The 21,141-nt window shown below is 50.4% G+C and carries 18 protein-coding genes; 6 read left to right on the top strand and 12 right to left on the bottom strand.

The window, feature by feature from the left end; all coding sequences use genetic code 11:
* Window positions 1-63: 63 nt before the first annotated feature.
* From AC5JBY_RS21120 to AC5JBY_RS21130, 3 genes are all read left to right on the top strand, one after another.
* Window positions 64-1,641, top strand: a complete 1,578-nt coding sequence (locus AC5JBY_RS21120) for a flavin monoamine oxidase family protein (RefSeq protein ID WP_495906637.1) — start codon at window positions 64-66, stop codon at window positions 1,639-1,641.
* 156 nt (window positions 1,642-1,797) lie between these two features.
* Window positions 1,798-2,973 carry a pyridoxal phosphate-dependent aminotransferase gene (locus AC5JBY_RS21125; RefSeq protein ID WP_495906638.1) on the top strand — a complete coding sequence of 392 codons (1,176 nt, stop codon included), beginning with the start codon at window positions 1,798-1,800 and terminating at the stop codon, window positions 2,971-2,973.
* A gap of 446 nt (window positions 2,974-3,419) precedes the next feature.
* Complete coding sequence (locus AC5JBY_RS21130; RefSeq protein WP_495906639.1) at window positions 3,420-4,406, top strand: Hint domain-containing protein; 987 nt, start codon at window positions 3,420-3,422, stop codon at window positions 4,404-4,406.
* Between the two features lie 89 nt (window positions 4,407-4,495).
* Here the strand turns inward: AC5JBY_RS21130 and AC5JBY_RS21135 are convergent, their stop codons facing one another.
* Window positions 4,496-4,861, bottom strand: coding sequence for a helix-turn-helix transcriptional regulator (locus AC5JBY_RS21135; RefSeq protein WP_495906640.1), 366 nt, complete (start codon window positions 4,859-4,861; stop codon window positions 4,496-4,498).
* Between the two features lie 683 nt (window positions 4,862-5,544).
* Between AC5JBY_RS21135 and AC5JBY_RS21140 the strand changes: the two genes are divergently transcribed.
* The gene (locus AC5JBY_RS21140) at window positions 5,545-5,856 is read left to right on the top strand and encodes a hypothetical protein (RefSeq protein WP_495906641.1); all 312 of its coding nucleotides are present in this window, start codon (window positions 5,545-5,547) and stop codon (window positions 5,854-5,856) included.
* 4 nt (window positions 5,857-5,860) lie between these two features.
* Here the strand turns inward: AC5JBY_RS21140 and AC5JBY_RS21145 are convergent, their stop codons facing one another.
* The 4 genes from AC5JBY_RS21145 to AC5JBY_RS21160 form a co-directional block, all read right to left on the bottom strand.
* Window positions 5,861-7,279, bottom strand: a complete 1,419-nt coding sequence (locus tag AC5JBY_RS21145) for a RagB/SusD family nutrient uptake outer membrane protein (protein ID WP_495906642.1) — start codon at window positions 7,277-7,279, stop codon at window positions 5,861-5,863.
* 39 nt (window positions 7,280-7,318) lie between these two features.
* Window positions 7,319-10,609 (bottom strand): SusC/RagA family TonB-linked outer membrane protein, encoded by a 3,291-nt coding sequence (locus tag AC5JBY_RS21150; RefSeq protein WP_495906643.1) that lies wholly within the window; start codon window positions 10,607-10,609, stop codon window positions 7,319-7,321.
* Window positions 10,610-10,806: 197 nt separating this feature from the next.
* On the bottom strand, window positions 10,807-12,018 hold the full coding sequence (locus AC5JBY_RS21155; protein ID WP_495906644.1) for a FecR family protein: 1,212 nt from the start codon (window positions 12,016-12,018) through the stop codon (window positions 10,807-10,809).
* Between the two features lie 89 nt (window positions 12,019-12,107).
* Window positions 12,108-12,683: an RNA polymerase sigma factor gene (locus tag AC5JBY_RS21160; RefSeq protein ID WP_495906645.1), complete on the bottom strand. Its 576-nt coding sequence runs from the start codon at window positions 12,681-12,683 to the stop codon at window positions 12,108-12,110.
* A 543-nt stretch (window positions 12,684-13,226) separates the two neighbouring features.
* Here AC5JBY_RS21160 and AC5JBY_RS21165 point away from each other — a divergent pair.
* Complete coding sequence (locus AC5JBY_RS21165; protein WP_495906646.1) at window positions 13,227-13,691, top strand: MauE/DoxX family redox-associated membrane protein; 465 nt, start codon at window positions 13,227-13,229, stop codon at window positions 13,689-13,691.
* 82 nt (window positions 13,692-13,773) lie between these two features.
* Window positions 13,774-14,130, top strand: a complete 357-nt coding sequence (locus AC5JBY_RS21170; protein ID WP_495906647.1) for a helix-turn-helix domain-containing protein — start codon at window positions 13,774-13,776, stop codon at window positions 14,128-14,130.
* 78 nt (window positions 14,131-14,208) lie between these two features.
* Here AC5JBY_RS21170 and AC5JBY_RS21175 read toward each other — a convergent pair whose 3' ends face one another.
* From AC5JBY_RS21175 to AC5JBY_RS21205, 7 genes are all read right to left on the bottom strand, one after another.
* Window positions 14,209-16,527 (bottom strand): glycoside hydrolase family 3 N-terminal domain-containing protein, encoded by a 2,319-nt coding sequence (locus AC5JBY_RS21175; RefSeq protein ID WP_495906648.1) that lies wholly within the window; start codon window positions 16,525-16,527, stop codon window positions 14,209-14,211.
* 47 nt (window positions 16,528-16,574) lie between these two features.
* On the bottom strand, window positions 16,575-17,024 hold the full coding sequence (locus AC5JBY_RS21180) for a hypothetical protein (protein WP_495906649.1): 450 nt from the start codon (window positions 17,022-17,024) through the stop codon (window positions 16,575-16,577).
* 226 nt (window positions 17,025-17,250) lie between these two features.
* Complete coding sequence (locus AC5JBY_RS21185; RefSeq protein WP_495906650.1) at window positions 17,251-18,231, bottom strand: FecR family protein; 981 nt, start codon at window positions 18,229-18,231, stop codon at window positions 17,251-17,253.
* Window positions 18,232-18,387: 156 nt separating this feature from the next.
* Complete coding sequence (locus AC5JBY_RS21190; protein WP_495906651.1) at window positions 18,388-18,915, bottom strand: RNA polymerase sigma factor; 528 nt, start codon at window positions 18,913-18,915, stop codon at window positions 18,388-18,390.
* Between the two features lie 235 nt (window positions 18,916-19,150).
* Window positions 19,151-19,378 (bottom strand): hypothetical protein, encoded by a 228-nt coding sequence (locus AC5JBY_RS21195; RefSeq protein ID WP_495906652.1) that lies wholly within the window; start codon window positions 19,376-19,378, stop codon window positions 19,151-19,153.
* Between the two features lie 79 nt (window positions 19,379-19,457).
* Complete coding sequence (locus AC5JBY_RS21200; RefSeq protein ID WP_495906653.1) at window positions 19,458-20,171, bottom strand: hypothetical protein; 714 nt, start codon at window positions 20,169-20,171, stop codon at window positions 19,458-19,460.
* 64 nt (window positions 20,172-20,235) lie between these two features.
* Window positions 20,236-21,000: a hypothetical protein gene (locus AC5JBY_RS21205; protein ID WP_495906654.1), complete on the bottom strand. Its 765-nt coding sequence runs from the start codon at window positions 20,998-21,000 to the stop codon at window positions 20,236-20,238.
* Window positions 21,001-21,141: the final 141 nt, after the last annotated feature.

The raw sequence follows: 21,141 nt of genomic DNA on the forward strand, positions 1-21,141 counted from the left end.
GTTGGTTGGGGCAAAAATTCTAACTTGAAAGCAGTTTCGTCAACGATTAATATTTTTTATCATTTGAACCAGATCTCACGGAGAAAATTTCTACAACACAGCAGCAAGCTGGCTGGTGGCGCGTACCCGGCCATGATGGCGCTGGGTCTTTTGAAGGACGCCCCCGCCCACGCTTTTAACCTGCCAGGCGCTGCCAAAGGTGAACATATTATTATATTGGGTGCAGGACTCGCCGGACTGACCGCCGCTTACGAACTGCAAAAACTGGGTTACCGCTGCACCATCCTCGAAGCACGCAACCGCGCCGGTGGCCGCTGCTGGAGCATCCGCAAAGGATCGACGCACACAGAAACGGGCGCACCGGAACAAAAGGCTGCCTTCGATGAAGGTCTTTACTTCAATGCCGGCCCCTCCCGCATCCCCCATCACCACCAGATCAGCTTACACTACTGCAAAGAGCTCAATGTGCCTTTGCAGGTCTATAATAATGTGAACGAATCGGCCTACTACTTCAGTGAAGGCAAAGGCCCACTCAGCAACAAAAAGGTGCGGGTACGGGAAGTGCATAATGATGTGCGCGGTCACCTCAGTGAACTGCTGGCCAAAGCCGTAGACAGCGATAAAGTGGATACCCACCTCACCAAGGAAGATGCGCAAAAGGTAGTAGAATACCTGCGCGCGGAAGGTGGTCTGGACCTCGACAAGCTGTACAAAGCTTCCGCCCGCCGTGGTTATATCGAGCCGCCCGGCGTGGGTGAGAAAGCCGGTCGCGTGGCCGATCCGCATACTTTATCCGCCATCGTGAGCTCGGGCCTATTGGACCCCGACTTCTACAATGTAGCTGAGTACACGTATGAACTGCAAATGACCATGTTTCAGGCCGTAGGTGGCATGGACATGATCGCCAAAGCGTTTGAAAAGAAACTTCTGACGCCTGTTGTGTTCAACGCCGTGGTTACTACCGTTCGCAATACCGACAAGGGTGTGGAAGTGAAGTATAAATCGGCTGCCGGTGAGAAAAGCATTATGGGTGATCTCTGTATCTGCACCATCCCACTGCCGGTGTTGAGCAATGTGGACCACAACTTCTCTTCCAATGTGAGCCGCGCTATCGACTATGCCAATTATATCAAGACGGGCAAGATCGGATTGCAGTTCAAACGCCGCTTCTGGGAGGAGGATGAAAACATCTATGGTGGCATTACGCATACCAACAATGAACTAACGCAGATCTTTTATCCCTCCAATGATTATCTCGGTAAAAAAGGGATGCTGATCGGTTACTATAATTTCAATGACAAAGCCAAGGTAGTGGGCGACCTCTCTTTTGCGCAACGAGAACAGCTGGCGCTGCAAAAGGGAAAGCTCATACATCCGCAATACGACCAGGAGTTTGAGCGCAGCTTTTCCGTGAGCTGGCACAAAACGCAGTATAACCTGGGTGGCTGGGCACTTTATAGCAGTGAGGACCGACAAACCAGCTATAAAGCTTTGCTGACTCCGGATAAAAACGTATATTTTGCTGGGGAACACACTACCTACCTGAATTCCTGGATGGCCGGCGCTTTTGAATCTGCGCGGCAGGTTGCTACCGCCATTCATGGACGGCTTTCGGAACAACGGCTTAAGTATCCTGGATAGTTTCAAGTTGCAGGTTACAAGGTTTTAAGTTACAGGATACCATTGCTTCGCACTTTGAACAAACAGATCGATAGTTTTCTTCTTGCCATATAAAAGCACTGATTGCTGTGCCCTATCATCAGTCAACCATTTAAGAAGTAAACAAAACTAACAATCATGAGTACGTTCATCAACCGCCGCCAACTGCTGAAAACCGGTGCTCTGCTCGCCGGTGGCATGGGTTTGATCCCCGCTGCCTTAGCCAACAAAACGCAAGCTCATCCCCCTGCCGAAGTGTTCGACGCGCTGACTGCGCTGGAAACCGATGAGTCGGTGATCCTCTCCGCGCCTCCCGATATCAAGGCCAGGCTTTCCGCCAACGAAAATCCTTTCGGCCCTTCACCCAAAGCCAAGAAGGCCATCCAGGATGCCATCACCGACAGTTATCGCTATCCTTTTATGTTCAGCCGCGAACTGGTGACCAAGATCGCCGAATATGAAGGTGTACAAGCCAGCCAGATCATCATGGGCGCCGGCTCTTCTCCGCTCCTGCTGGCAGGCGCCCTCTACTTCAGCAAAGACGGCGGCAACATCATCACCGGCGATCCTTCTTACAACGACCTTCCTGAAAAGGCCGGCCAGTTCAAAGCCAACATCATCAAGGTACCTTTGACTGCCGACTACAAGCTGGACCTGAAGGCCATGGAGAAAGCCATCACCGCCGATACCAAACTGGTCTATATCTGTAATCCCAATAACCCCACAGCCACCGTACTCGACACTGCCGAACTGAAATCGTTCTGTGAACGCGTATCGCCCAAAGTGCCCATCTTCATCGACGAAGCTTATATCGACTACCTCGATGATCCCAAAGGCGCCTCTATGATGGAGGCCGTGCGCAAAGGTCAAAACGTGATCATCGCCCGCACCTTCTCCAAGCTGTATGGCTTTGCCGGGTTGCGCGTAGGTTATGCCGTTGGGCCTACTGCTACTGTTCAGGCTATGAACAAGTATACCAACGCTGGCATGTGTATCTCCGCCACTTCTTTACAAGCTGCCTATGCCAGCTACCTCGATATGGAATTCCTGAATGATGCCAAAGCCAAAACCATGGCTTCTAAAAAGTTTCTCTATGAAGTGCTGGAGAAAGAAGGCTATACCTGGATCCCTTCTTCTGCCAACTTTGTGATGTTTCCGATTAAGATGGAGGCTTCCAAGTTTGGAATGGAAATGGTGAAACGCGGGGTTAGTATACGCACGTGGCGGTTTGCGGGGAAGGAGTGGTGTCGGATTAGTCTGGGGACTATGGAGGAGATGCAGGAGTTTGCAAAAGCTTTTAGAGAGATCTCTTAAGCTTTCTTTACTCTTTTGCATGACACGTACGCATTTGTCATTTTCTTTGTCCTTTGCTCTTTGCTCTTTTGCTGTCGCAAGGGTTTCGCGCTGCACGCGCTGACTTGTCACTTTCTTTGCTCCCGCTATCGCGGGACAGGCTTTGATGCAAAGAAAGTAACCAAAGAAAAATCAAGTCAGGCCCGATCGCTCCGCGCGGCCTGACGGGCCAACGCCTCTCCATTGTGGAACATGCTTTACTTGTTATGAGCAACCAGCCACTTCAAGTTTAGCTTTGATCATTTGTTATTGGCTGCAAGCTACTTTGGCGTAACGACGTACTTAAAAAACAAACAACAAGGGCGGGCAGTGCGTTTGCTTCGATAGCAGATTTCTCACTGCGCTGTCGCTTCGTTCGAAATGACAAAAAGATGGATAACTTTCAACATAATAACTTGTCAACAATAATGAAACAGTTTATTCTTGCTATTGCGCTTACTTCGTCGGTATTGGTATCCTGGGGACAGGAGAAAAGGACTTTGACGGTCGAGGATTATGAGAAGGCTAAGGGATTTGTCGTTAAGGACCTGGATAATGATACGTATGTGAAGTTTGAGAACACGTATGTGCTGGATAGGTATGAAAGCCGTAAGCCGTATTTTATCACGGGTGATGACGGTAAAAAGAAACGTATCGACATCTATAAACTGATCGCCAAAGAAGGGATGCAGGATTTAGGTATCATGGTTTTTTATACCAATGAAAAGGGCACGTTGTATAAAGCCTGTATGCCGCACTTTACTGCCGGGCCTAAAGTGTGGGAGAAATACTTTGAAGATATTCATGCCATCGATAAGCAGGAAGCCAACTTCGTACTGAAGTTGTCGTATGTTTTGTCGAAGGAGTTTGGGTTCCAGCTGTACAAAGCGGCCAACGCCGGTAAAGACATCAGCAAAGAGGCCGGCACCTATGGCACCGATATCTGTTTCCCCGGCACCATGCAGGTGAGCATGGCCGGTGGCGGCACGCGTGAGCTGGCGTCCATCCGTCCTGGTGATCGCATCATTACAGTAGACCCTGCCACCCAACAAAATAAGGTGGTGACGGTGAAAGAGCTTACCAGTCATGCCCCGAAGAACTATGCGATCACACGTCTCACCTTGCTGGCCGCACAGGAAACTGTGACTGCAGCAGGTACTGAAGTGGCGCTCTCGGGCAAAGTGTTGCAGGCTACTCCCAACCACCCTGTGTTGACGCAAAGCGGTCAAAAGAAGATGGGAGAAGTTGCTGTTGGCGAGGAGATCCTTTGCCTGGATAAGGCAACGGGTAAATACCGCGCTTTCAAAGTGTGGCACCAATCTGAATCAGCGGGCGGACTTCAGCCTGTGTATAATATTGTGGCAGATGGAGGTAGTACGTTTATGATGAATGATGTAATGGTATTGCAGAAATAGCTGCAAGCCGTTAATTTATAGTAAAGGGGGCGTGAGCCCCCTTTTTGTTTGTCGGGGCAAATAGGATTGTTTGTATGGTGCTGGATGGTTTAAATAGCGCTTCGGATAGCGTCGGTTGCATTTCTACGATAGTCGGAAGGCCGGATATGATAACGGCGGCGGAAAGCCGCACAGAAATTGGTAGGGTGATTGTAGCCACAGCGGTGGGCTATTTCTCCAATGGAGTAATTGTTGCTTTCCATGAGTTCCATGGCCATTTTCATTCGCTGTTCTGTGAGGAAATCGAAAACGGGTTGTCCGTAGAGGGCTTTAAATCCTGTTTTTAGTTTGAATTCATTAATGCCTGCAGTTTGCGCCAGTGTGGGAATGGTGTAATGATACCGCAGGTTTTTAAGGATAGTTTCCCGCACAAGGGCCAATCGTTGAACATCGGCATCGGTTAATTGAACTTGCATAGCAAAAGGTTTAATTGAAAAAATGGAAATTGTCAGGGTGCTCAGGGAAAAGGGATTATCGTACATACGCACCACCTCGATGGTTACCTGATCATGGCATTCCCCTGGAAGCACCATTGCCGGCCTGTGCCACGGACAGCAATGGCGACATTTTACTCCAGGAGAAGCTGTTGCCGTATGCACACAGCTTTACCATTTAACCATTAAACCATTAAGATCTGGTACAAATGCTTCATTATGCGTCTTAGCCGTTCCCGAAAAGCGTACAGTCGACTTCTGGCGACATAGAGGGGTATCGCCGGTAAAGCTACCGTGAGCTCTTTGTTGTTGACAACTGGTGAGTTTTGCACGTAAGAGAAGAATGTTGTTGTGGCAATTGCCACCTATCAGTATCCTGAACCTGTATGCAAATTATGTTATACGAGTTGTCGAATTAGCACAAAAAGTTATTCGATCAGCAGTTTTTTAAAAGCCAGCTCCGGGCTGTGCGCTGCCTGCTGCGAGCGGGTTTGCGGGTACTAACGTTGGGTAAAAGCCGCTCTTTTCGCATCATTTCTTGACCGTTGTCAGTTCTTTCGGGTCAAAAAACGTTGTAAATTACTGACAGTCTGGCCAGGCTGTGATCCTACCCTATTTTAACCGTGCAAATGGTTCCTCATCATTAACTATTAAACCTAAACAGGATGAAAAAGATCCTCTATGTGGCGATCTTATGCGTCACGGCACTGCAGCTCTCCGGCCGTAGCTATCGCTCCCAGTCAGCCGAACAGGCGCCCGCCTCTCCCAATTTTGTTATGACGTACAACTGGTATTATGATCCTGACCTGACCGGTTATACTGGTTCGTCGTTAACAATCAACCAGGAGATCGAGCGTCTGCGGCGCATCTTCCCCGAGTACACTTTCAGTGCGGACGGGGCAGGCGGACTGGTAGAATTCGAGTATGGCTACTTTCCCAATCAACCACTGCGGCCTATTTACAGCAACCTGTGGTGATTCTTTAATCGTATCCTTCGTTCTGCGCCAATGCAGGTAGTTTAACTATCTCACTGGCCGGTATGGGCCACCTTGTCTTCCAAGGGGCCCATATCTTCCCCGGAAAATTTCCCAGTATATCGTCGGCGCGTGACCGACCCGGATTGGACGGGTATAGTTGTGAAGGCCAGCGGCGCAAATCCAGCCACCGGTGTCCCCACTCTCCAAAGAGTTCTATCCTACGCTCCTGTTGTACCGCACGCAGCAAGGCTGGTTTATCTTCTACTGTATTTAGTGCAGGCAGTGCCGCTCTTTGCCTGATGGTGTTCAGATCGGCTAATGCCAGCGGCGTGTTGTCGACCTGTGCATAGGCTTCGGCGCGCATGAGGTACACTTCGGCCAGACGTAATGCCAGGTTCACTTCTATCAACTGTTCTCCATCATATACCTCGTATTTATCGGGGGCGTATACTCTTTTATTCTCGACCATGGCCGGCTTTGCCCAGGCTATGAACCGCTTGTCGGTGGGCTCAAAGGCTTTCACCAGGCTATCGGTCAATACGTAGGCAGGGCCGGCCGGCATGATGGCAGGCTGGTATACAAAGAAGTGGCCTTCTGCCGTATTGTATTCCTTGCTGGTAGGCTGCAGTGCGAAAATGATCTCGGGGCTGCTCATGCGGAAAACCTCATTGGGTTCTGTGGCCAACTTAAATTTCTTTGCATCGATGACGGCATCGCACTGTTGTATGGCCTGTTGCCAATTGCCTCTGTATAAGTGGACCCTGGCCAAGAGGGTCATTGCTGCAAACTTTGTGGCGCGGATGGGTACGGCGCCTGTAATGGGATAGACGGGCCAGGCCTCCGGCAAACCTGCCACTGCTTCCTGCAAATCCTGTTCTATCTGCTGGTATACCTGTGTGATGGGCATTCTTTTTGCCTGCTGGGTTTCCTGGTAGCGGGACGTGAGGATCAACGGTACTTCGCCAAACAGGTTGATGAGGTAGAAGTAATAGATGCCGCGTATGAACTTTGCTTCTGCTGTCAGCTGCCGTCTTCCTTTTTCGGTCATGCCTTCGGATTGGGCTATCTTTTCTATGGTCTGGTTGGCATGGTTGACCTGGTTGTAGGCCGTTGACCATATTCCTCTCACCACTCTTTCGTCGGCAGTCAACTCATTGTGAAAGAAGGGCAGGTCGGAAGGCTGGGGCAACAATGGCTGCAGTTCGTCGGCGTACTGACCGCCATATAAGGACGGGTATCCATTCATCAGGCCAAATTCCTGCACCATTTTGGCGTAGAGTCCTATCAGGGCAATGTTGGCTGGTTCATCTCCCGAGAAGATGACATCGGCATCCACTGCTGTAGTAGGTGCTATGGTCACGAACTTTTTACAGCCTGTTGACAGGAGTATGAATAAGCAATAATATATAAGTCGTTTAATCATTTTTTAAGTTGACGCTTCGACAAGCTCAGCGTGACAATACTATATTTTTATTTGCATGCCGGCCATGATGCTTCTCAGTGGCGGCAGGCCATAGAAATTCTGGGTCAATGGGTCTGCATTCCGGTATTTGGTGGATGTCCATATATTCATGCCAGTTATATAGACCTTTCCTTCCAGGTAGTGGCCTTTCTTCACACAGCCGCACGTGAAATTCCAGGCAATGGTGGCTGTTCTCAGGCGTAAAAAAGAAGCATCAGTGATGATCCTGTCGCTTGCCCGGAAATATTGCCAGGACTGATAGGCTTCGCCTACTGCCTGTGCGGGCAAGCGTGGATAGCGGGCATTGTCTCCCGGCTGCTTCCAACTTCCCAGCAATTCTACCGGCATGTTGGTGTAGCCATTGGTATTCCAGCGGGCCGGCGAATAATAATAGAGTTGATCGATGCCTTGTTGTTTCCTTCCCTCCCATTCTATCTCCACGCGAAACTTGTTGAGCTTACCTGATAGCACTACCGAGCCGTATGCTGTAATATCTGTGTTGCCGGTTACCACATAATCATCCTGGTTGTACTTGGTATCCTTGTTGACATCCTGCACACGGAACAAACCATTCTGTTGGTCTACGCCTATGGAGCGAAATCCTTTTATGACACCGAGGCTCTGGCCTATTTCGAGTACGTTCTTGAGGTTGGTTTTATCGAGCCCGGGAAATGCCAGGAGTTTGTTTTGCGGCAAGGTGACGGACACGGTGGCGGACCAATCGTATTTGTTCTGTTTTGTTTCTTCGCGGGACAGTAATATTTCCACGCCCCTGTTCTGTACAATGGCGGGTGTGTTCTCCCACAGTACTTCTCCGAAGCCACTTTGTCCCGGTAAGCCGCGTGCCGTGAGGAGGTTGGTAGATCGGTTGTTGTACCACGCGAGTGAAGCATATATCTTCCTGATGAGCCGGAGGTCGAGGCCTACTTCCAGTTTTTTGTTCTTCTCCCATTGGTAGTCGTCATTTACCAGGCCTGAAGGTTCGAGACCGGGGAGGCCAGCATAGGGCCTGTCGGCCGGCACTACATTCCACAGGTAGAGACTGCCGTAGTCTTTGATCTGGTCATTGCCGGTGAGGCCATAGCTGGCCCTCAATTTTGCCAGCTGCAGCCAGGGGCTGTTCCTGATGCCCGTTAGTTCGCTGAACAGCCATGCGAAGCCTACGGCGCCGAAGTTGCCAAAGCGCCTGCGGGGGCCAAAGCGGGAGGAGCCATCACGCCTGCCTGTGAGGTTGACCAGAAACTGGTTTTTCCAATCGAGGTTGAGCACGCCAAAGGCTGCCTGGTATTTGTATTCGGTATCGTTGTTGCTGTTGCGGGTAGTGGGTGCTATGTTCAGCTGGTTGATAAAGGCATCGGTGGTATAGCCGGATGCCTCGATGGTTTTCTGGTTGTTGACCTTTCGCTGAAAGGTGGTGCCTGCTATGACGGTGAGTTTTATATCCGGCCATTTACGGGTGTACTGGAGCAGGGGCTCCACGATCCAGCTGTTGAGGTAGTTGGAGCCGTGGTAAGCCGTGCCTGTGAGTACCCGCCCCCTGTTGAACACCGGGCCGAAGCCTGCTATCGGCAAGAGGCTTACTTCTTTTACATCCATGTAGTGGATGCCGATGGTGGTTTTGAAGAGGAGGTTACCGGCCAGTTTGTATTGCAGTTTTACACCGCCCAAGGTGCTTTCTACCCGGTCGGTGTACTTGTTGTTGAGGTAAAACAACGGATTGATGGTGCTGCCATTTTCTATGGGTGTTCCATCCGTCGAATCGAGGGCAGGCATATTGGGTGTGAGCAACCGAAGTTGTGTCATGTCCGTGGCGATGCCCACGGATTTGCCGGATACGTAACTGGCCATGAAGGTGCCGGTGAAGCGCATGTCTTTGGAGTGAAAGGTCATGCTGGCGTATGCTGTGCCGTATTCGTTGGTAGGCTTTCCGGGAAGTGGCAGCTGTTCTTTGTACCAACCTCCGCTGAGGTAATAGACCATGCGGACCGACCCTCCGTGCAGGGCCAGCTGCACTTTGTGTTGCTGTCCTGTTGCTTCGCGGTACTGTTCGGGCCAGTTGGTGTATCGATTGGGATCCCATAGCCTGATATCGGGTGCATTGGTATTGGTGGACGTGGCTCCATTGAGTCTGAATGCATCTTTGCGTACGGTAAGGTACTGCTCTGTTGAGAGCAGGTTCATGGTCTTCGGCGCCTGGGTGATGCCGTATTGCACGTTGGCTTCTATGCCTCCTTTGCCCGACTTGCCTTCTTTGGTGGTGATGAGGATGACGCCATTGGCGCCGCGGGAACCATAGATGGCGGTGGCGTCTGCATCTTTCAATACTTCGACGGTGGCAATGTCATCGGGATTCATGTAATTGAAAGAGCCGACGTCGTAGGCTCTGTTGCCGCCAATGGGCAATAGGTTGAGTGGGCTGTTGTCGCTGCCCCAGGGAATGCCGTTCACTACAAACAAGGGGGCCCCTGCCCCACTGCGGCCTGGCAGCTGGATGCTGTTGCGGCCGCGCACCTGTATCTGGGCCATGCTGCCTGCTCCTCCGCTCAGGGGTGTTATCAACAATCCCGGCACGCCATTGCCCAGGGTATTGAAGATCTGCGACTGTCCTTGTGATGATGTATTGTGGTTGTCGATGATGGTAATGTTGCTGGTGCTTTTGCGGCGGACGGTAGAGAGGTAGGTAGTGGTTGAAATGGAATCGAGCTGCGACACATGGCGATCGAGGGTAATGGTGAGTGGTTGTGCATCTTTGACCCACACGTCTTTGGGTTCATACCCAATATTGGTGATGCGCAGCGTGAAGTTGGGCTTGTTGACGGTGATCGTGAACATGCCTTCCGCATCGGTTTTGTAGATCTCGCGTAGGCCTTTGAGGTGTACGGAGGCGCTGGCGAGGGGTTCCTTTTCGGGGTTGGTAATGTATCCTCTGATGATGATGCGCTTGACGGTATCGGCGTTCTTACTGCCGGCGGCACTGTCGGGAAAAATGACGGTGATCATCTGTTCGCTGAAGCGGTAGGTAAATCCGCAACGTGCTGCGAGGGTATCGAACAGGCGTTTGATGGTCCATTGGTGGGCGGGTATGCTCACTTGCATTTGCAGCTTTGGATGGGTACCTGAGTAACCTACCGAAAAAGGGCTGATGGCATCAATGGTATCGAACACCTTTTCCAGCTTCGCCCGCTGGAGGTGGAGTGAGATTAGTGTGGTGCTGTCTTGTGCGTTCGCCTGTTGTTGGCTGGCCGTTACCAGTATGGCCAACAGCATCGTTAGTCGTCGTGCTACTATCATCGCTTTCTGATTAGAGAGTTGAGGGATCCAGTTGACACGATGCGGATACCCTGCAGCGTAGTGGACATGAGAACAAGGGGGAAATAAGCTGTCACTACGCTGCATGGGGCTCCGTTGGATAAGGCTAAGGTTAATGGACTATAGGAAAGGCTAAGGCAATGATGACAGTGCAAGGAAATGGTTAATGGTGCAATGATTTATTTGTACAGGTGTACTGTACCGTTTTCGCTCTTGTAGCTGATGTTGAGCGATCCTGTGATCGCATCCAACAGCTTATCGAGGCGTGTATTTTTTTGTATGCGTTTATGGGTATAGGTTTTATCCTGAAGGCCGGCATGCACTATCACTTTTACGTTGTACCAGCGTTCAATGGTTTTGGCTATACCGGTCAGGGCTGTGTTGTTGAAACTGAAATACCCATTTTTCCAGGCTACGGCATCGTCGAGGTTGTTGACCGGCGCAATCTCTACGTTGCGGTGTTTTTTATCGTAGCGGGCCTGTTGTCCCGGCGCCAGGTCGTAAGGAAAATCGTTCTTGATGATGGTCACTTTCCCTTCGACGAGCGTGGTGGTAATATTATCGTCATTTTCATAGGCACTGCAATTGAATTGGGTGCCGGTGACGCGGATGGCTATTTTATTGGACTTGATGACAAATGGTTTGTTGTTTTTTGCCACCGTGAAATAGGCTTCACCGTGCAACAGTTCCACTTCCCGCGTACTACCGGTGAAGCGGGTAGGATAACGCAGTACTGTTTCTGCATTCAATATTACAGAGCTGCCATCCGACAGCTGCACCTGGTACTGACCTGCGCGCGGTATTTTCAATTCATGCTGACAAACCGGTTTTGTCGAGTCTTCATCGGGCAGGTAGGCAATGCCGGTATTGCCGGCTTTGACTGTGGCGGCGCCTTCATGGGCTACGATGCCATTTTCCTGGTGGTCGAGGTGGATGGTGGTTTTATCGTTCAGGATGAGCGACGCTTTTGTCCATTCGGGCGATATGATGGGCGCTGCCTCTGTCTTGTTTTCCACGATGGGTAGCGCTTGTTGTTGGGGGCCTGGCCAATAGAACCAGCAGGCGGCTATTACAGCGGCCACTGCTGCGGCCGGCTTCAGGAGCATAAGAAGTTTTCCATGGCTTACTTCTTTGCCGGCAATGGGCAGGGCTATGATGGCTCCTTGTGGCCAGGACGTGTGCTGACCCAGGCGTTGCTGTTTGAAACTCAACCAGGCTTCGTCGACACGGTCGTGGGCAGCCCTGAGCTCGAGGTATAGTTCTTTGTCAAACTTTTCTCTAAAGACAGGGTTGAACTGGTCGCGGTACTTGCTCCATAGCCTGTTTTCCCCCGGGCTGAGTGGCAGACCATCTGACAGCTTGCAAATGATCAGCATAAGTTTTTGTTTCATAGTAGGCATTTTCATAACTGATAAAGTTTATGGTCACCATATTTATTACGAAAAAGTGGACTGCCGGTCATATGATTTTGAAAGTTTTTTTAAAAAAAGAATATCCATACCAGTTGGAGGAGTTCCGGGCGCAGGTGGTACCTGTTGAGCAACAGCTTCCGCAGCTCTTGTTTTGCTTCGTATTTGAGGTTTTTGGTAGCTGTATAGCTTTTGCCCATCATTTCGGCGACTTCTTCCAGGGGCCTGTCTTCAAAGTAAGCGAGCTTGATCACATCGCGCCTTGCGGGGGGCAGGTCTTCGACCGCTTTGATGACCTGTCCATAGACTTCGAGGCGCAACAGTTTCTGCAGGCCATCGCCGTCCCCGTCCAAAATGCCGTCGTGGCTGTCTTTCCATTCTGCGTAGTCGATATTTCTCTCTCTCTTACTATCCAGGCACACGTGGGAAACGGCCTGGAGGCAGGCATTTCTTGCATGGGTAAGGCTTTCCCAGGGCTTTTTGCGTTGTATTATCCGGAAAAAAGCCTCCTGCACCGCATCTTCAGCGGCCATCCGATCGCGTAATAGCTTGTGTGCGTAATTGTACATGTAGGAGTATACATGTTCGAAGAGGTATTTCAGGGCTTCCTCTCCTACAGGCAGCTCTGTGCTTGTTTCTTTTATCATAAGGCGTCAGTTCTTGGTTCCTTTCTTTGATATTATTACGAATCCTGTGCGTTCCGGTCACATCAAAATGCAACTTTTTTTTTAACCGGGCGCAAAAACCGTCATTTATATAACGGTTAAAGGCTTAAAAGTCCCGGTGGGATATAGATTAAATTCTATGTTTGAATAGTTGGCTTGATGAGGGGGCTGTTTGGACTGGTGGAATCGGCAATCGGCAGTCGTGAATCGGCAATGGGGAGGGTAACCGAAATATTACTTTCTGCATTATACATAATACTGCGCGCATTAGTTAAGGGGTATAACTTAGGGTATGATCCTTTAACCTCCAACGAGATAGCTTATTTTTTTGTAAACGTATCCCAATAATCCGGGAGGCTGGCTTCAAAGCTATGCTTATGTGAAGGAAGTGCAGTCACCAGGAACTGCCAGGCGAACTTTTTCCAGCCCCCGGGTTTCTTTTAACCATGCTTAGCCGGGAAGGCGGAAGGACGGTAAGGGCCGCCTTCGACGGCCTTTCTCCGATCACCTATTGAATTAAGAGGTATGAAACGTACAACCATTACCGAGACCGTTGTTTTTCTTTTTGTGATCCTGTTTCTGTATACCGGGATCAGCAAGATCATGGAGTATACTGTATTCAAAGAGCAGCTGCGGGAATCGCCCATTTTGGGATTTGCCGCTTCGTTTGTGGCGCGCTGGCTGCCCATCCTGGAGTTTTTGCTGGTGGTGCTACTGGTAGTGCCGCGCTGGCGGCTGAAGGGGTTGTATGCGTCTACCGCTTTGATGACCGGCTTCACTATTTATATTATCGTGCTCATGAGCATCGCCGATCACCTGCCCTGCAGCTGTGGCGGTGTGCTGGCGCAATTGTCATGGGGACAACATATTGTATTCAACTGCGTATTTATTGCCCTGGGCATCACCGGTATTATTGCGGAGCGCAAAATCCGCCGCGACGCGGATGCTCTATGGCATAACATCGGCAAGGAACCGAACTTGAATGTGTAAGTGTTTGAATGTATATCTGCCAGTAACTCCCGATTGCATCATTAAGTCGCTCTATCTTGTTGTTCAGACCAAAACCTTATTCATGAAATCCCTGAATCTAACTGCCAAAGACGTAGAGAAAGTAAAAAAAGCCGCCGCCCTCATTTCCAGCTCTTTAGAAAATCATCATACCATTATCGAGGTTGCCAAGGAGGTGAAGATGCCTGAAAAAAGGCTGAAGTATGCCTTCAAGCAATTGATGGGGCATGGCCTATATGGCTACCTGCAGCTGCAGCGTATGGAAAAGGCCAAAGCACTGATGCTGGAAGGCGAAAAGATCAAACACATTGTGCCCAAAGTGGGCTATGCCAACGAAGCGAACTTCAGCAAGGCGTTCAAGAAGGTTTATAAAGAACTGCCTACGCAGTGGCGTAAGGGGGTGTTGGCGAAGACGGGATAGCCGGCAGTGCCGGCAATCGGCAGTCGGCAATGGAGCTTCGTACCTTCTGTGTTTAGCCTTGAGTATTGAAAGACTTTTTTACTCTACTATACGGAGTTTTGTTTTTTGGACATCGGCGGAGCTTTTGCCTGTCATTACTTCGATGATACCGGGCTCGACGGTGTATTTCATATCGGCATCCCAAAAGGCCAGCTTGGTGGCATCGAGGGTGAACTGCACCGTTTTCTTTTCGCCGGGCTGCAAGGCTATGCGCGCAAATCCTTTCAACTCTTTTACGGGACGGGTGACGGATGCTACCAACTGGTGGATGTAGAGTTGTACGATCTCCTCTCCTTTCCTGCTGCCCGTGTTGGTGATGTCTACCGATACGGTGACGGATCCATTCCTTTTCATGGCTGTGTCGGACAGGCGTGGTGCGCCGTATTGGAACGTGGTATAGCTCAAGCCATGTCCAAAGGGATAGAGGGGTGTATTCTTTTCTGTGACGTATTCAAAGAACTGCGCACCAGGCTTGTGGTTGTAGTACATGGGTACCTGGCCTACTGAACGTGGATAGGTGATGGTGAGCTTGCCGGACGGGTTGGCATCGCCGAAGAGGATATTGGCTGCGGCATGGCCTGCCTCCTCTCCCATGAACCAGCCATCTATGATGGCGGGCACGTTGGCATCGATCCAGTTGATGCTGAGCGGGCGGCCATGGGTGAGGTATACGATGACGGGTTTGCCCGTGGCCACGAGCGCTTTGATGAGGTCGTCCTGCTGGCTTTGCAGGTCGAGGCTCGTCATATCGCCAAAGTGATCGGCCAGCCAGGATTCGCGGGAGAATTGTTCGTTCTCGCCAATGGCTGCAATGATGATGTCGCTCTGCTGCGCCACCTGCACGGCTTCGTTGATGAGGCGCTGGTTGTCGGCGGGTGCAGGGAGGACGATCTTATCGATGTATTGGTAATTGTTCTGGCTGATGGTGTCGCCGTTGACGGAGAGGTTCACGCCTTTGGCATAGACTACTTCCGTGGCCGAGCCTACTTTTTCGCGGATGCCTTGCAGCAAGCTTGTGTTGCGCAGGGGTATGCCTGAATAATCGCCCAAGTAGTTTACCGCGGCGCAAGGGCCTACGACGGCAATCTTTTTGTACTGGTCTTTCTTCAGCGGCAAGAGGTTGCCCGCATTCTTCAACAATACGATGGAGGCTTCGGCCATCTGCAGGGCCAGGCGACGGCCTTCGGGATTGGTGAGGCTTTCCTGTACTTTGGCGGCGTCTATAGGCGCCTGTTCAAAGAGACCCATCGAGAACTTCAACCGTAATACGGCAGCTACGGCACTATCCAGCGCGGCCATCGACAGTTTCTTATCTGTTATCGCCTGGGCGAGGTGGCGGTAGTTGCGGCCGTTGGGCAGGTCGAGGGTGACGCCTGCGTTGAAGGCTTTGAGGGCGGCGGCCGGTTCGTTGGGCGCCACGCCATGTTTGTTCCAGAGCTGGTCTACGCCATACCAATCGGACACGACTACGCCTTTGAAGCCCCACTCTCCTCTTAAGACATCTTTCAACAACCATTTATTGGTGTGGGCAGGTATGCCGTCTATTTCATTATAAGAAGCCATGATGGCGGCGGGCCTGGCGCGTTGTATACAGAGGCGGAAACTTTCAAGGTGTGCTTCGCGGAAGGTGCGCAGGGAATAGTTGGCCGGTGCCTGGTTGACGCCGCCTTCCGTTTGTCCATAACCGGCAAAATGCTTGAGGGTGGCAGCTACGTGGCCGGGGGCAATGGTGCCATTGTTGCTACCCTGGAAACCCTGCACCATGGCACTGCCGAGGGCGCCGGTGAGGAAGGGGTCTTCGCCGAGTGTTTCGCCCGTGCGACCCCAGCGGGGATCGCGGGCTACATCGACTACGGGCGTGAGCACCAGGTTGGTGCCCCGGACGGCCGACTGGCGGGCGATGAAATCGTATACGTTGCGCAGCAGGACCGTGTCCCACGAGCAGGACAAGCCAATGCCATGGGGGAATACGGTGGCTTCGCGGGCCAGCAGCCCATGGTGGGCCTCATCGATAAAGATGACGGGGATGCCGAGCCTTGTTTTTGTTTTGAGGTATTGCTGGAGGCCATTGCGGCGGCTGATGACCTGTTCTTTGCTGGCATCGAATGCCGGGTTGATCATGCCGAGGCCTTTGCTATAAATGGAATCCATTTTAGCCGGGTTGGCTAAAATGGATTCGGTGAGTGTACGGGGGTTGGCGTGGTTCGTTTGCAGCTGTGCTACTTTCTCTTCGACCGTCATGCGGGACAGCAGGTCGGCTACGCGCCTGTTTACGGGCAGCTGGGGATTTTTATAATCCTGTGCCGCTACATTAAGAACAGTCAATAAGCCGATTATCAAGCAACTGTATTTCCGCATAAGAGTCAATTTTGAATGGTCCACACTAAAACGTATAGCTGTTCCACTTAACCATTCCCTCCCGTTTTTTGCCGTAATTGGTGATAGAGCGTAACGGCTCTCTTCATCATGGCCCAGTACTTGCGGCAGAAGCTCCAATGCTTGACCTGGTTTGCACCTATGACCCAATCCACTACCGTTACGGGCAGCGCCATGGTGGCCAGGATTACCAAATTGCCGAGGAGCAATAAGAGCCCTGACAAAAACAGGATGATCAAAAAGCACCGGGTCTTCCACTGTGATAAAAACGCTGCGCCGATCCCTTCTGGTCCGAACCACCAGCGTTCGAGGTCATCGAACCAACAAGTACATGCGATCAATAGATCCATAAAACCAATGGCTACCCATCGCCATGACCTTGTTTCCACCGGCATTTCGATAAAGGGCATCCCAAAGAAAGCGATGAAAAAGAACGTTACGCTCAATACCAATTCTGCCACCCGTGATGTGGTTGACATAGGGTGGACTTTGGGACGGTTTGACCGCCCTGGAGGTTGCTTCATAAAAAAATGAATAATGTTCTGCTGTCTGTTGTCAGCAGAGGGTTACTAATAGAACCTTGAAAGGCCTTTATTGCTTCAGTAATGTTTAATGGTCCTCTTCATCACGCGCGATGAGGAGCTATGAACCTGCTTAGCGGTAAAGAATAAGGTAAGATGGTTGCGAAGTGTATATCAAGAAGCGCTACTTTTTCTTTTTGACCAGGAGTTCCCCTGTTCTTACTTCAAATTCATAATTCTGTCGCATAGGCTCCAGAGCGGTCTGCAAGCTATCCTGTCTTTTAATAGATGCTATTATTACATCATCCATCGCCGCTGTTTTATCCGATGAATTCCTGTAGGTGATTTTCAAATTGTGCCAGCTGCCCAATATTTCCAATATGATCGCTACTTTTTCCGTTTCGATCGAATCTCTTTTCCAATACAATATCCGATTAGTATCGACGCCCTTTGTATACAACTTGCCTGTGCTATCCCATACCGCTTCGTTGCCCGGATTCACCTTTACACTGCCTTTATCATTTTTAACGCGTACTTCTCCGCTCAATACCGCTGTGGCGGGTGGATTATTATCATAGGCCGTCACATTGAATTTTGTACCCAACACTGTTATTTCAACCGGTTGCTTATTACCTGCTTTTACAATGAATGGCGGCTTCGTTGTGTCGTGTATTACTTCAAAGTAAGCTTCTCCTTTCATCGCCACCTTGCGCGTACCGGGCTCAAAAGGCTGGTAGTAGGATACCGATGATTGCGCATTCAACCAGATCTTCGATCCATCGGACAATGTTACAGCGCGCGTTTCTCCTATTCGTGTTGTATCGGTCTTCCACACCGGCGGATCGGTTATTACTACTTCGTTTTTGGGTTTATCACCTGCCAGCCAATAATATATTCCTATGCCGACAATCAATGCTGCCGCTGCACATTTGATCCACAATGGGATTACTTTTCTTATTACAGGCTCTGCTTCCTCCACCTGCACAAACTCCTTCATCCGCTCTTTCATCCTGTCCATCATTTGCTGGTGTTCCTTTAATTGCTTCGCTACTTCCTGCTTATTGGTCAACTGCTCTACGAGTGCACGATGCTCTTCCGACTGATTGGCCCATTCAGTCAGTTGCTCCTGTTTTTTTGCTGGCAGCTCGTCTAAATAAGCTTCCATCAGAAGCTTTACAATTTTATCATTCTTATTCATTAGCATTCAAGGCAGGTTCATGATTAGCGATGTATTGAAACGGGTACCCTATATAAAGACGATCAAGGCTACTTTGTTTTGTCACTATTTGCTGTTCTTTTTTTATAAATAATTAACCGTCGATTACAACAGCATGCTTTTTAATCGCTTAACTGCCCGTTTTTTTAAACCGGCTATCGAATCGTAACTTTTTCCCAGCTTCTTTACTATTTCCTTATTGCTCAGGCCTTCGAGATAAGCCAGCACTATCACTTCACGTTCCTCCTTGAGGAGATCTTGTATTGCCTTATTTAGCCTATAGAACATGTCAGCCCCCACGTCCATGCTATCTTCTTCCTCGTCAATAACGGGACCATGCACATTGCCAGCAATCTCTTCCTCGTTTTCCGCATTCCGGTTAGCTTGCCGGACATTATCAATACATCTACGGGTTGTAGTTGTGCGCAGAAAGGCTTTTATGCTTATCAGCGTGTTGAATGTAATTTTGGACAGCCACAATTGTTCCATTGCAAAGCAGGCAGCATCTTCTGCATAGAGGGGATAATTAACCAGGAGCGGGAGAACAATCTTTGGGAGGTGGTCCTTAAATAATATACCGAAAGCTTTGGGATCTTTTTCATTGATCCCGCGAACAAGAGCGTCTTCACTCATGCGGAAAAAGGTTTAATGGTTTGAACGGGGTCGTTCTTCACAAGCGATAGTGGAGCAGCTCCTTACAGGGATTGGATCGATCACATCAATAACATTATCAATATACGAAAAAAGCCTTGCGTAACGTGCATTAAAGACGATCTGTAGTTTTATGGCTCATTTATTATCATAAATCAACCCTGCCTGCCACCCGCATGGATGGCAGGCAGGGAACTGCTACACATAAGCACTTATATCATTTTGATTTACGGGATTGCTTATCCCATTCCAATAATTCGTACACATCATCGATGTTGTATTTGAAGGCCTGGCAAAATTCCCAGACGGTGATGGTCTGGCGGTCTTTCTTGCCGAGGTCTTCGCGCAGGTCACTAAAGTCGCGACGTACCTGCCAAACCGATTTGTTCATCACTTCGGCAGCTTCTTTGGTAGTAATTGTTTTTAACTTACGCTTTGCAGTCATTGCAGAAAGTGTTTTCGTTAATAAAATTTTGGTTACAGCGCTACTACTGAACCTACTAAAGCGGTACTTACCAATCCATTTACTGTTTTTTAACTCCATAGCAATCCATGATGGTGACCGGCCCGGGGATTGCCGCCGGACCAGACCATTGGATCCAACCTACTACTATATAAATACGTTCGTTTTGAAAAACATCACTTTTTTCCTTATACCAAGCCGGTATGTTGATGTTCCTGACTGGTATCAAGGTGGTTTGAAGCGGGGCGCCTGCTTCTATGTTGTACTGCGCATCGATGGACAGCAGGAGCGCCTTCACACGATAATGTGTAACCTGTGGTGGCGGGGAGATCGTTGCTACCGGATTGTGGGCGGGCAGCCGTAAGGTGAGCTGTTTCGCTGTCGGGTTGTATTCGGTTTCTACTGTTATGCCAATGGCTTCTTTCCAGGTGGCGGCGGGGTTCAAGTCGAGCCCTTTCAATTTTTCTACGTTTCCCTGCAACAGGCTACGCATGCCCGGTAAGTTGACTTTATCCTGCAGCACTATTTTAGCCAGGGTACTGCTGAGCTTGCGCCTGGCGATCTTACTGCCGGTGGCCTGCTCCACGATATCACTCCAGCGCTGGGTTAATTTTACGATCGCGCCAAATTCTTTGGCCTGCTTGCGGGTGGCTGCAAAAGCAGGATCTGTTTTCACGCGGCGGGCGGAGAGACCAATTTTGCGCACTTTGTAGTAGCCGTCGCGGGGCGTGACGGTGACACCGGGGATGGCGTGTTTGGTTATTCGAGTTGGCATGGTCGTAGGTTGATAAGTTGAAAAGGGAACCGGGACGAGCCCGGTTCCGTGTTGCCAGTAGCTGTTATATCGGCGAAGCGAGATCGACTGCAGCGATCCTGAGCGCGTTGACGCTTTTACTTTGCGGATATACTTTACCATTGACCGTGAGTACGAACTCAATCCCTACGAGCAGGAACAACGGCAAGAGGCTGTTGGCCGGCAAGGTGAGCGAGAGCGGTCCCATGGTGGTGTTGGTGTTGCCCCATGGCAGGTTGGGCGTTTGCTGCCGCACGACCGTGAACTGGTTGCCTTCGAAGTCGATGGCTGCTGCCGCTACAAAGAAATTGTAGTGGGTGGCGCCATCGGGCGCTGCGACGTCGGTGACCGGTACATGATCGGGCACCGTGACCGTGGATGTGCCCGTGACGCGGTTGATGCCCGCCGTGAGCGGCAATTTAAATACCTGATCGAATGACATGGCGTTGTTGAACTCGAAGTCCTTCAACAGTGTCATATTGCCCAGGCTTACCTTCCGTTGGCCGTAATCGCTCTCCGGATCGGTTTTCAGGATGCGCACCATGAGCTGGGTGATGCGACTGACCACGCGGTTGTCGGCCGCTTTGTCGATCTCCGTGTTGCAGGCAGCGCGGAACAGTTTACCTGCCCTGCCGCCGGTGGCAAACTCCTGCCCATTGAGCAGGGTGTTGCGGAACTTGGGATCGTTCTTAATGCGGTCGCCGCTGACACCGCCTTTGGCGCGTGCGAGGAAACCATCCTGCGATTTGTAGAAACTGATATCATCTATGGTACCGCTCAGCTTAATATGGCGGTTTATTTGCTTGGGCATTTTTTTGCTTTTAAAAGGTTTGGATTGATTGTGACCTGCCGTTGCCCGCGGTGCAACGGCTATAAACGGGTTTCGACTTTGGCTGCCGGACGCCAGCTTTCCGGCTGTTTTGGGTCAAAACTGCTTATTTGCTTACGACTA

The organism is Paraflavitalea sp. (assembly GCF_059502485.1).

What these genes read in the sequence shown, in the direction of transcription:
- AC5JBY_RS21125 (WP_495906638.1), top strand. Translation starts at nt 1,798, where the DNA reads ATGAGTACGTTCATCAACCGCCGCCAACTGCTGAAAACCGGTGCTCTG.
- AC5JBY_RS21130 (WP_495906639.1), top strand. Translation starts at nt 3,420, where the DNA reads ATGAAACAGTTTATTCTTGCTATTGCGCTTACTTCGTCGGTATTGGTA.
- AC5JBY_RS21135 (WP_495906640.1), bottom strand. Translation starts at nt 4,861, where the DNA reads ATGCAAGTTCAATTAACCGATGCCGATGTTCAACGATTGGCCCTTGTG.
- AC5JBY_RS21140 (WP_495906641.1), top strand. Translation starts at nt 5,545, where the DNA reads ATGAAAAAGATCCTCTATGTGGCGATCTTATGCGTCACGGCACTGCAG.
- AC5JBY_RS21145 (WP_495906642.1), bottom strand. Translation starts at nt 7,279, where the DNA reads ATGATTAAACGACTTATATATTATTGCTTATTCATACTCCTGTCAACA.
- AC5JBY_RS21150 (WP_495906643.1), bottom strand. Translation starts at nt 10,609, where the DNA reads ATGATAGTAGCACGACGACTAACGATGCTGTTGGCCATACTGGTAACG.
- AC5JBY_RS21155 (WP_495906644.1), bottom strand. Translation starts at nt 12,018, where the DNA reads ATGAAACAAAAACTTATGCTGATCATTTGCAAGCTGTCAGATGGTCTG.
- AC5JBY_RS21160 (WP_495906645.1), bottom strand. Translation starts at nt 12,683, where the DNA reads ATGATAAAAGAAACAAGCACAGAGCTGCCTGTAGGAGAGGAAGCCCTG.
- AC5JBY_RS21165 (WP_495906646.1), top strand. Translation starts at nt 13,227, where the DNA reads ATGAAACGTACAACCATTACCGAGACCGTTGTTTTTCTTTTTGTGATC.
- AC5JBY_RS21170 (WP_495906647.1), top strand. Translation starts at nt 13,774, where the DNA reads ATGAAATCCCTGAATCTAACTGCCAAAGACGTAGAGAAAGTAAAAAAA.
- AC5JBY_RS21175 (WP_495906648.1), bottom strand. Translation starts at nt 16,527, where the DNA reads ATGCGGAAATACAGTTGCTTGATAATCGGCTTATTGACTGTTCTTAAT.
- AC5JBY_RS21180 (WP_495906649.1), bottom strand. Translation starts at nt 17,024, where the DNA reads ATGTCAACCACATCACGGGTGGCAGAATTGGTATTGAGCGTAACGTTC.
- AC5JBY_RS21185 (WP_495906650.1), bottom strand. Translation starts at nt 18,231, where the DNA reads ATGGAAGCTTATTTAGACGAGCTGCCAGCAAAAAAACAGGAGCAACTG.
- AC5JBY_RS21190 (WP_495906651.1), bottom strand. Translation starts at nt 18,915, where the DNA reads ATGAGTGAAGACGCTCTTGTTCGCGGGATCAATGAAAAAGATCCCAAA.
- AC5JBY_RS21195 (WP_495906652.1), bottom strand. Translation starts at nt 19,378, where the DNA reads ATGACTGCAAAGCGTAAGTTAAAAACAATTACTACCAAAGAAGCTGCC.
- AC5JBY_RS21200 (WP_495906653.1), bottom strand. Translation starts at nt 20,171, where the DNA reads ATGCCAACTCGAATAACCAAACACGCCATCCCCGGTGTCACCGTCACG.
- AC5JBY_RS21205 (WP_495906654.1), bottom strand. Translation starts at nt 21,000, where the DNA reads ATGCCCAAGCAAATAAACCGCCATATTAAGCTGAGCGGTACCATAGAT.